The organism is Micromonospora sp. M51, assembly GCF_018070305.1.
GTDB lineage: Bacteria > Actinomycetota > Actinomycetes > Mycobacteriales > Micromonosporaceae > Micromonospora > Micromonospora parva.
On the sequence record NZ_JAGPXZ010000134.1, the window covers coordinates 1 to 10,598 of the forward strand.

The window sequence follows — 10,598 nt, forward strand, 5'->3', positions numbered from 1 at the left end:
CAGCGTCCCGGCGAGCACCCGGCCCTTGCCCGCGCCGACCCGCGCGACCCGTTCCTTGACGGCGACACCCCCGCCGGTCGGCGCCGGGTCCGCCGCCGGTCGGCGGCCCTCCAGGTCGGCACCGGCCAGGCCGGTCACGTACGACAGGTAGCCGGGGACGAGCGGAAGCACACACGGGGACAGGAAGCTGACCAGACCGGCGAGCGCCGCCGCGGCCATGGCGAGCAGCAGCGGCCCGTCCAGCGCGAGTTGCCGGAACGTCTCGCCCATCAGTTCGGCGCCGGCTTCTCGGCGGCGATCCGTTCGACGATCGGTTGCAGGCCCTCCTGCTTGACGGCGGCCCGGATCACCGCGGCGATCCGGCCGTCCCGGTCGAGCACCACCGTCGCCGGGACGGTGTTCGGCGGGATGTCCAGGTCGAGCGCCAACCGGCTGGACGGGTCGAAGAGGCTCGGGTAGGTGACCCGCCCCTTCTCGAACGCCTTGGCCTTGTCCCGCGAGTCCTGGACGTTGACGCCGAGGAAGTCCACCCCGGAACCCTTGGTGGCCTGGTAGACGGCTTCCAGGTCGTCGGCCTCGGCGCGGCACGGCGCGCACCAGGAACCCCAGAAGTTGACCACCACCACCTGCCCGCGAGCGTCGCTGACGTCATAGCTGCCACCGAGAAGCAGCTCACCGGCGAGCTTCGGGGGCGCGGAGCGCTGGTCCGGTGCGCACTCGAAGATCCCGTCGGTGGTGGTGGTGCAGGTCTTCTCCTGCGCCTTCGACGACGTGCAGCCGACCAGCGCCACCGCGGCGACGCTGGCGAGCAGACCCGCGGTCCACCTCCGGGCGTTCATCAGGCCCCCTTGGCCGTCCGGGCGGTCGCGGAGAGAGCGATCAGGTGCGCGGCCGGCTCGCTGTAGCCGATGCCCACCACCTTCGCGCCGTCGAAGTGGAACGAGGTGAGACTCGCCAGCCCGCACTGCCGCTTACGCGGGTCGTGCCAGAGCCGCTTGCGCTCGACGTAACGGCGCAGCGTCCAGATCGGGAGCTGGTGCGACACCAGCACCGCCTCGCGGCCCTCGGCGGCGACCCGGGCGGCGTGCACGGCGGCGAACATCCGCTCGGCGATCACCCGGTACGCCTCACCCCAGGACGGGGTCACCGGGTCGCGCAGCACCCACCAGTTACGCGGGTCGCGGAACGACCCGTCACCCGGGGAGACCTTCTTGCCCTCGAACCAGTTGGCGCTCTCGATCAGCCGCTCGTCCACCCCGACCGGCAGCCCGAACTGGGCGGCGATCGGCTCGGCGGTCTGCTGGGCGCGTTCCAGCGGGCTGGCCACCACGTGCACGATCTCCCGCTCGGCCAGGCCCTGCGCGGCGGCCTTGGCCATCTGCACGCCCAGCTCGGAGAGGCGGAAACCGGGCAGCCGGCCGTAGAGGATCTGGTCGGGGTTGTGCACCTCGCCGTGCCGGAGCACGTGAACCACCGTCTTACTCACCGTTGACTACCCCCCGTGACCGGCCGCTGCCGCCGCGTTCGCCGCCGTCGGCAGCGCGTCGGCGATGTGCTCCAGAGCGGCGTCGTCGATCGCCGCCGACACGAACCACGATTCGAACGCGCTGGGCGGCAGGTAGACCCCGGCGGCGAGCATCGCGTGGAAGAACGCCTTGAACGCCGGCACCTGCTGGGTGCGTGCGCTGTCGTAGTCGACCACGTCGGCGTCGGTGAAGAAGATCGAGAACATGCTGCCCGCGTACGACAGGCGGTGCGGGACCCCCGCGGCGGCCAACGCGTCGGACGCCAGCTTGCCCACGACGGTCGCCGTCTCGTCGAGGCGCTGGTACAGCGCGTCGTCGGCGAGCCGCAGGGTGGCCAGACCGGCGGCGCAGGCCAGCGGGTTACCGGACAGGGTGCCGGCCTGGTAGACCGGGCCGGCCGGCGCGAGCCGCGCCATGATGTCCGCCCGCCCGCCGAACGCCGCGGCCGGCAGGCCACCACCCATGACCTTGCCGTACGTCCACAGGTCGGCGTCGGACGCGTCGAGGCCGTGCCACCCGGCGCGGGAGACCCGGAACCCCGTCATCACCTCGTCCACCACGAGCAGGGCGCCGTGGGCGTGCGCGATCCGGGCGAGCTGCTGGTTGAAGCCGTCGCGGGGGGCCACCACGCCCATGTTGCCGGCGGCGGCCTCGGTGATCACCGCGGCGATGTGCTGGCCCTCGGCGGCGAACGCCTCCTCGACGGCCCGGATGTCGTTGTACGGCAGCACGATCGTCTCGCTGGCCGCCGCGCCGGTCACGCCGGGCGAGTCGGGCAGGCCCAGCGTGGCCACGCCGGAGCCGGCGGCGGCGAGCAGGGCGTCGACGTGACCGTGGTAGCAGCCGGCGAACTTGACGATCTTCGAGCGGCCGGTGAAGCCGCGCGCCAGCCGGATCGCCGACATGGTCGCCTCGGTGCCGGAGTTGACCAGACGGACCTGCTCGACCGGGGTGCGGGCGACGATCTCGGCCGCCAACTCCACCTCACCGGGAGTGGGCGTGCCGAAGCTGGTGCCCCGGGCCGCGGCGGCCTGGACGGCTTCCACCACCTCCGGGTGGGCGTGCCCGAGGATCAGCGGACCCCACGAGCAGACCAGGTCGACGTAGCGGCGACCGTCGGCGTCGTACAGCCACGGGCCCTCACCACGGACCATGAAGCGGGGGGTGCCGCCAACCGCCTGGAAGGCGCGCACAGGGGAGTTGACCCCGCCCGGCACGATGGCGCGGGCGCGGTCGAACAGGGCCTCGGAGGCCGGCGCGTCGGCTGGGTAGCGGCCTGGTCCGGCGGGAAAGATGTCGGTCACGATGCGGTCATTGTGACAGCGCCAGACGGCCCACCAGCAGCCACCCCGTTGTCGGGTTACCCGGCTCACCCATGACCCGCGCCCCTCGGCAGCGCCGAGAAGGGGACCCTCGTGGCCTCGACGACCATGCTCACGGCCTCGACAGGCCAGGTCGGTCGGATCGCGCTAGGCTGATCGGGTGGATCGTGCCGAACTGTCCATCACGCTACACCGGACGGGCGACGAAGCAGTGCTGCGCCTGGCCGGTGAGATCGACATGCTCACGGCGGCGCAGCTCTCCACCGTCGTCAACGAGGTGCTGGCCGACCCACCCCCGCGGATCGTGCTCGATCTCGGTGGTGTCACCTTCTGCGACTCGCAGGGTCTGGGCACCCTCGTCGTGCTCAGCCGCAAGGCCAGCCACGCGCAGAGCCTGCTGATGCTGACCCACGTGGGCGACTTCCTGATCCGCGTACTGGACATCACCGGCCTGCGCAGCGCCCTCATGATCCGCAACGACCAGCCCACCGGCTGAGCCGCCCGCCGCCTCAGGCGGTGTTGCCCCAGCGGGCCTGTTCGAGCAGCCGCACCGCCCGGTCGCGGACCTCCGGGTCGTCCGAGCGGAGCAGGGCCGTCGCCTCGTCGACGGCGTCGGTGAGCCGCCGCCACTGCGTGTCGCGCTCCCGGACCAGGTCCGACTGGGTGGCCAGCTGCCGGGTCTTCACCCACAGCTCGACGAAGACCGACACCTTGGCCCGCAGCACCCACGGGTCGAACGGCTTGGTGAGATAGTCCACCGCACCCACCTGGTAACCCCGCAGAGCGAGCTGGGCGTCCCGGTCGGCGGCGGTGAGGAAGATGATCGGCACGTGCCGGGTCCGTTCGCGGCGCTTGATGTGGCTCGCCGTCTCGAAGCCGTCCATGTCCGGCATCTGCGCGTCCAACAGGATGACCGCGAAGTCGTCCACCAGCAGCTGCTTGAGCGCCGCTTCGCCGCTCTCCACCGCCACGGACTGGACCGGCAGCCCCTGGAGGATCGCCTCCAGGGCCGTCAGATTCTGCCGCCGGTCGTCCACGAGCAGCGCTTTGGCCATCTGGGTCACGAAGTCTCCTCGGTGCGGCTGCCGTTGATCCAGGACGACATCAGCTCGATCAGGTCGTCCAGGTCGACCGGCTTGGTGATGTAGTCGCTGCCCCCGGCAGCGAGCGCCGACTCACGGTCGCCCGGCATCGCCTTCGCGGTCAGGAAGACCACCGGAAGGTCCGCGAACCGGTGGTTGCGGCGAATCTGACGGGTGGTCTCGTAACCATCCTGGTCAGGCATCATGGCGTCCATCAGCACGATGTCCACCTCCGGGTGCTCGGCCAGCAGGCGGACACCGTCCGCCCCGTTGTCCGAGTACAGCACGGTCATCCCGTGCAGCTCCAACGCACTGGTCAGGGCGAAGACGTTGCGGACGTCGTCGTCAACGATCAGCACGGTGGCGCCGTCCAGTTGCCGGGTGGCCGGTGCCTCCGGCCGATCCGGCAACAGCTCCAGCGGCGGCATCAGCAGCGACGACGGCAGGCCGGCCCGCTGCGGGGACGGGGTCTGCGGCGCGACCACGGCGTCCGGGGCCAGCACCTGCGGCACGAACAGGGTGAACGTCGACCCCTGACCGGGCGCGGACGAGACGGTGATGGTGCCGCCGATCAGTCGGGCCAGATCGCGGCTGATCGACAGACCCAGGCCGGTGCCGCCGTACCGGCGACTTGTCGTGCCGTCGGCCTGCTGGAACGCCTCGAAGATGATCGACAACTTGTCGTCGGAGATGCCGATCCCGGTGTCGATCACGGTGAACGCGATCACCTGCTGGGCGTTCGTCAGCGCCGGGACGTCGAAGACCGCGTTCTCCGCGGCCGGGGCGATCCGCAGCGTCACCGCACCGTTGTCGGTGAACTTCACCGCGTTGGAAAGCAGGTTGCGCAGGATCTGCTGCAACCGCTGCGGGTCGGTCACCAACGCCGGCGGCAGATCCTTGCTCACCCGTACCTGGAAGTCCAGGTTCTTCTCCTCGGCCTGCGGCGCGAACGCCTGCTCGACGTAGCCGCGCAGCTCGGTGAAGCGGATCTCGGTCGGCTCGACGTCCATCCGACCCGCCTCGATCTTCGACAGGTCGAGGATGTCGTCGATCAGACGGAGCAGGTCGGAGCCGGACCCGTGGATGGTCCGGGCGAACTCGATCTGCTTCGGGCTGAGGTTCTGCTCCGAGTTCTCGGCCAGCAGGCGGGCCAGCAGCAGCAACGAGTTCAGCGGGGTCCGCAGCTCGTGGCTCATGTTGGCCAGGAACTCCGACTTGTACGCCGACGCCCGGGTCAGCTGCTGCGCCTTCTCCTCCAGGCCCAGCCGGGCCAGCTCGATCTCCCGGTTCTTCGTCTCGATGTTGCCCTTCTGCTCGGACAGCAGCGTGGCCTTCTCCTCCAGCTCGGCGTTGGTGCGCTGCAACTCCGCCGACTGCTCCTGCATCTCGTGCGCCAGCCGCTGCGACTGGGCCAGCAGTTCCTCCGTACGCCGGTTGGCCTGGATGGTGTTGACAGCGATGCCGATGGTGAGCACCAGCCGCTCCAGGAACGACAGGTGCAGCTCGGAGAAGGCCGACACGCTGGCGAACTCGATCACCCCGAGCAGCTCACCCTCGAACAGGACGGGCAGCACCACCAGGTCGGACGGGGGTGTTTCGGCCAGCCCGGAGCGCAGGGTGAGCCGGCTGTTCGGGGAGGCGCTGACCCGGATGGTGCGACGGGAGAGCGCCGTCTGACCGACCAGCCCTTCACCCGGCCCGAAGGTGACGTCGTGCCCGCGCGCCACGTACCCGTACGAGGAGGTCAGCCGCAGCCGCATGCTGCCGTCGGCGTCGTCGGCCAGGAAGAAGGCACCGAGCTGGGCGTCGACCAGCGGGGTCACCTCCGTCATGATCATGCGGCAGACCTCACCGAGGTCGCGCTGGCCCTGCAACAGGCCGCCGATCCGGGCGAGGTTGGAGTCCAGCCAGCCCTGCTCGGCATTCTTCTTGGTCGTCTCCCGGAGGGTGACGATCATCTGGTTGATGTTGTCCTTCAGCTCGGCGACCTCGCCCTGCGCCTTGACCGCGATCCGCTGGGTCAGGTCGCCGCGGGTCACCGACGTGGACACCTGGGCGATGGCGCGCAACTGCGTGGTCAGCGTCGAGGCGAGCTGGTTGACGTTCTCGGTGAGGTCCCGCCAGGTGCCGGAAACCCCCTTCACCTGGGCCTGCCCGCCGAGCTTGCCCTCGATACCGACCTCGCGGGCAACCCGGGTCACCTCGTCGGCGAACGACGACAGCTGGTCGACCATGGTGTTGACGGTCGACTTCAGCTCCAGGATCTCGCCCTGCGCGTCCACCGTGATCTTCTGCGACAGGTCACCCTTCGCCACGGCCGTGGAGACCTGGGAGATGTTGCGGACCTGGCTGGTCAGGTTGCCGGCCAGCTGGTTGACGTTCTCGGTGAGGTCACGCCAGGTGCCGGAGACGCCGCGTACCTGGGCCTGGCCGCCCAGCTTGCCCTCAATGCCCACCTCACGCGCGACCCGGGTCACCTCGTCGGCGAACGACGACAACTGGTCGACCATCGTGTTGACGGTGTACTTCAGCTCCAGGATCTCGCCCTGCGCCGCCACGGTGATCTTCTGCGACAGGTCACCGCGCGCCACCGCGGTGGAGACCTGCGCGATGTTGCGGACCTGGGCGGTCAGGTTCGACGCCATCGAGTTGACGCTGTCGGTGAGGTCCTTCCAGGTGCCCGCCACGTTCGGCACCTCGGCCTGGCCACCCAACTTGCCCTCGGTGCCCACCTCACGGGCCACCCGGGTCACCTGCTCGGCGAAGAGCCGCAGGGTGTCGGTGAGGTAGTTCATCGTGGCGGCCAGCTCGGCGACCTCACCCCGCGCGCCGACAGTGATCTTCTGCGACAGGTCACCCTTCGCCACCGCCGTCGCCACCTGCGAGATCGACCGCACCTGGCCGGTCAGGTTCGACGCCATGGTGTTCACCGAGTCGGTGAGGTCCTTCCAGGTGCCGGCGACGCCCCGCACGTCGGCCTGGCCGCCCAGCTTGCCCTCGGTGCCCACCTCACGGGCCACCCGGGTCACCTCGTCGGCGAACGACGACAACTGGTCCACCATCGTGTTCACGGTGCGCCCGATGCGCAGGTACTCACCGCGCAGCGGCCGACCGTCGATCTCCAACGCCATGTGCTGGGACAGGTCACCGTCGGCCACCGCCACGATCACCCGGGCGATCTCGGTGGTGGGTCGACCCAGGTCGTCGATCAGCGAGTTGATCGCCCGCTGCCCCTCCGCCCAGGAGCCGTCCAGCCCCTCGTCGTCGAGCCGCTCGGTGAGCCGGCCGTCGCGGCCGACGATCCGGCTGATCCGCCGCAGGTCCAGGTACTGCCGTTCCTGGAGCGAGACCACCTCGTTGAAGGCGTCCGCCACCTCGCCCGCCTTGCCGGCGCGGCGGGGAAGCCGGACCTTCAGGTCGCCGCGACCGATCCGTCGCAGGGCCTCGGTCAACTCGCCGAGGAGCGCCTCGTGGTCGGGCGCGGACGGATCCGCGAACGACTGCTTCGCCGTGGTCATCATTCCTCGCTCAACTTGGGGGCGCCGGTCCGTGCGGACACGCCGGCACCCCATATTGTGCCCGCGCACGCCGTGGTGCCAGGGTGCGCGACCCGCCAGATCACATCGATCGCCCCGCCGAGCCGCCCGATCGGCGCCGAGCCGGCACGGCGCGCCGCAAACCTCGCCCGGCGCCCGCGCCGGCCCTTTCGACGCGTCAGCGGCGTGCCCCGCCGCAGGTGGGACTGACCGACGCGACAGTCCCGATTGATGATCCGCTTGGCACCCGGCAGGGGAACGGTGGAGGATACGGGGGTGTCAGCCGAGGCGGGGCCCGCGACGGCCGGGGCCCGGGACGGGGCCGTCCGGCGTGTCCGGCTGCCCGCCGACCGCCGTACGCCGGCCGCCGCCCGCGCCGTGGTCCGCTCAGTGTTGACCGAGTCACACCTGGACGAGCTGGCCAACGAGGCACTGCTGCTCACCACCGAGCTGACCACCAACGCCGTCGAACACGCCGGCACCGAGCTGGACATCGAGGTCGTCGCCGACGAGGTCGGGCTGACCGTCACCGTCTCCGACTTCGCCCCCGGCTCGGGCGACGAGCTGACAGTCGGCGACCGCAACGACGCCACCGAGATCAACGAGGTCTCCGTGCGCGGTCGGGGTCTGCTGCTCGTCGACCACTTCGCCAGCCGCTGGGGCACCACGTACCTGCCCACGGGGAAGGGCGTCTGGTTCCGGCTGGACCGCCCCGGCGTCGACCCGCCCGCCGCGGGCACCGTCGGCGAGTCGACACCGGCCAGCGCCGGCCCACCGACGGGCGCCGACCCGTCCGCGCCGAGCGCCAGCGCGATGAGCGAACTCATGCAGACCGCCCCCGACCTGTACGGGGACGACCCGCTGCCCGACTTCGCCACCAGCCTGCTGAGCCGGGTCGCCGAGATGGTGGGCGCGGCCGGCGGCACGATCCGACTGGACCGGGGCGACGGGCAGGGCAGTCAGGTGCTGGCCCGCGTCGGTCGGCCGCCCCGCCCCGGCAGTGAGCTGCTCCGGGTGCCGCTGACGGTGCACCGCCCGTACGCCGGCGAGTTGGAGCTGGACGCGGCGCCGTCGGCGTACGCCCAACCGTTGGCGGTGCTCACCGCCGAGCGGCTGTCGCTGCACCTGGAGAACGACCGGCTGCGCCGGGCCGACATCCGCCGGCAGGTGTGGCTGACCTTCCTGGCCGAGGCGAGTGAACTGCTGGCCCAGTCGTTGGACGTCGACCTGACCATGGCGCTGGTGCCGCAGTTGGTGGTGCCGCGACTCGGTCAGTGGTGCGCGGTGCACACCACCGACGAGTGGGGTCGGCTGCGGTTGGCGGCGGCCAGCCACGCCGACGAGTCGATGCTGCCGCAGTTGCACAAGGTGCTGGCCGAGACCGGGCCGGACTCGGTCCAGGCCCGCCTGCGCGAGGCGTCCCGCAGCGCGGCGCAGATCCCGCTGGGCGGGCCGATGGAGGGTTTTGCGGTCCCGCTGATCGCCCGCGGGCAGCGGCTCGGCACCCTGGCGGTGGGGCGGCACCAGCGGCACCGACACGACCCGGACGAGGTGGCCGTGTTGGAGGACGTGGCCCGGCGGGCCGCGCTGGCCATCGAGAACGCCCGGATCCACGCCGAGCGCCGTCGCGTGGCGCAGACGTTGCAGCAGTCCCTGCTGCCCCCGGTGCTGCCGGTGGTGGACGGGATCGGGTTCGCCGCCGAGTACGTCCCGACCGGCGACGACGCCGAGGTGGGGGGCGACTTCTACGACGTGGTGCCGCTGCCGGACGGACGCTGGCTGGTGGTGATCGGTGATGTCTCGGGCAAGGGTGTCCAGGCCGCCGCGGTGACCGGGCTGGTCCGCGACGTGATCAGGGTGCTGGTCGGCGACGGCAAACCGTTGCCGGAGGCGCTGGCCCGGCTCAACGAGACGCTTGTCGAGCGCGGTGGCGGCCGTTACTGCACGTTGGCGCTGGCGGCGGTCGGGCCGGGCCAGGGCGACCAGTTGGCGGTGTCGCTGCACCTCGCCGGACACGACCGGCCGGTGCTGCTGGCCGGGACGGGCGGCGCTGAGTTCGTCGGCACCGGCGGCACCGCGCTCGGCCTGCTCGACACGATCACCTCGCCGACGGCGGAGATCACGCTCGCCCCGGGCGATTCACTGATCTTCTACACCGACGGGGTCACCGAGCGGCGACGCGGCCGGGAGCTGTTCGGCACCGACCGGCTGCGGGACGCCGCCGCGCCGCTGGCCGGTTACTCGGCCGACGTGGTGGCCGCCCGGCTGCGCGCCGCGGCGATCAACTTCTCGGTGGAGCCGCCCCGGGACGACATCGCCGTCCTGGTGCTGCGCAACGACGCGACCTGACCGTCGCGCCGTCTCCGGGTCTCGGGTCGCAGCTCCGATGCCCTGCCCCGACCTCACAGGCCGCCGGGGAGCCGGCCGGGGGCGAGTCGGTGCTCCGGATCCAGGTGACGCTTCGCGGCGCGCAACTGGGCCAGGCCGGCCAGCTCACCCCAGAGGTCGACCGCCTGGCGGACCGCTGCCGGAGCGGAGATCACCACGCAGCGACCCTGCCGGGCCAGCAGCACCCCGCGGACGGCGGCCAGGATGGACGCCACCCGGTCGGGTGCCAGCGCCCCGGGCAGTGCCGCGTGCACCATGCCCAGCCCGGCGGACCCGCGCACCGGGACGGGCGTGCCGGCCGCGTCGCGGAGCGCGTACACGGCGGCGTGCAGATCGCCGATCGGCACCTCCAGGCGCAGCGCCGTGTCACCGGGCGCGAACGGATAGCGGCGCCACCACGTCGGCGCCGAGTGGGCGATGGTGGCCTCGCCGTGCAACAGGCCGACCAGCCGCTCGGCCCGCTCGGTGACGTCGGCGGGGCCGCCCTCCAGCAGCACCACCAGGCTGCCGGCCCGGGACGGGGCACCGGCCCGGCCGGACATCGACGGGTGGCGCTCCCGGGCGGTGGCCGCCGGGTGACCGGGCGGGTACGGCGTACGCGGGCGGGGGGTGCCCCCGGGCAGATCCAGTTCGATGGCCGACGGCTCCAGTCGGGCGGCGAGAATCGTCCGGACCAGGTCGTGCACCTCCAACGGCGTCCACACCGGGCGGGACACCCAGAGCCTGCTGGCCGGCAGCGGCTGC

At 71.8% G+C, this 10,598-nt stretch carries 8 protein-coding genes and 1 pseudogene; 2 read left to right on the top strand and 7 right to left on the bottom strand.

Going from position 1 to position 10,598, the window contains the following annotated elements; translation table 11 throughout:
- The 4 genes from KBX53_RS10170 to hemL all read right to left on the bottom strand — a co-directional run.
- On the bottom strand, window positions 1–270 hold a 270-nt coding region (locus KBX53_RS10170; RefSeq protein ID WP_247675402.1), incomplete at its 3' end, for a cytochrome c biogenesis protein CcdA.
- The gene (locus KBX53_RS10175) at window positions 270–839 is read right to left on the bottom strand and encodes a TlpA disulfide reductase family protein (RefSeq protein ID WP_030334016.1); all 570 of its coding nucleotides are present in this window, start codon (window positions 837–839) and stop codon (window positions 270–272) included. The genes KBX53_RS10170 and KBX53_RS10175, both read right to left, overlap by 1 nt.
- The gene (locus KBX53_RS10180; RefSeq protein WP_030334015.1) at window positions 839–1,486 is read right to left on the bottom strand and encodes a histidine phosphatase family protein; all 648 of its coding nucleotides are present in this window, start codon (window positions 1,484–1,486) and stop codon (window positions 839–841) included. The genes KBX53_RS10175 and KBX53_RS10180 overlap by 1 nt, the downstream gene beginning before the upstream one ends.
- 6 nt (window positions 1,487–1,492) lie before the next feature.
- Window positions 1,493–2,830, bottom strand: a complete 1,338-nt coding sequence (hemL, locus tag KBX53_RS10185) for a glutamate-1-semialdehyde 2,1-aminomutase (protein ID WP_030334014.1) — start codon at window positions 2,828–2,830, stop codon at window positions 1,493–1,495.
- A 178-nt stretch (window positions 2,831–3,008) separates the two neighbouring features.
- On the opposite strand from hemL, the gene KBX53_RS10190 reads away from it, so the two are divergent.
- On the top strand, window positions 3,009–3,344 hold the full coding sequence (locus KBX53_RS10190; RefSeq protein ID WP_007454492.1) for an STAS domain-containing protein: 336 nt from the start codon (window positions 3,009–3,011) through the stop codon (window positions 3,342–3,344).
- Between the two features lie 13 nt (window positions 3,345–3,357).
- On the opposite strand, the gene KBX53_RS10195 is transcribed toward KBX53_RS10190, so the two are convergent.
- Together KBX53_RS10195 and KBX53_RS10200 are read right to left on the bottom strand one after the other, a co-directional pair.
- Entirely contained in the window at window positions 3,358–3,912 is a 555-nt protein-coding gene (locus KBX53_RS10195) for a two-component system response regulator (protein ID WP_030334012.1), read from the bottom strand.
- Window positions 3,909–7,448 carry a HAMP domain-containing protein gene (locus KBX53_RS10200; protein ID WP_210858815.1) on the bottom strand — a complete coding sequence of 1,180 codons (3,540 nt, stop codon included), beginning with the start codon at window positions 7,446–7,448 and terminating at the stop codon, window positions 3,909–3,911. Before KBX53_RS10200 ends, KBX53_RS10195 begins: the two co-directional genes overlap by 4 nt.
- A gap of 294 nt (window positions 7,449–7,742) precedes the next feature.
- Between KBX53_RS10200 and KBX53_RS10205 the strand changes: the two genes are divergently transcribed.
- Window positions 7,743–9,815 carry a SpoIIE family protein phosphatase gene (locus KBX53_RS10205; protein WP_210858816.1) on the top strand — a complete coding sequence of 691 codons (2,073 nt, stop codon included), beginning with the start codon at window positions 7,743–7,745 and terminating at the stop codon, window positions 9,813–9,815.
- A 53-nt stretch (window positions 9,816–9,868) separates the two neighbouring features.
- Here KBX53_RS10205 and KBX53_RS10210 read toward each other — a convergent pair.
- A pseudogene (locus KBX53_RS10210) lies at window positions 9,869–10,598 on the bottom strand (FAD-binding oxidoreductase); the annotation flags it as partial.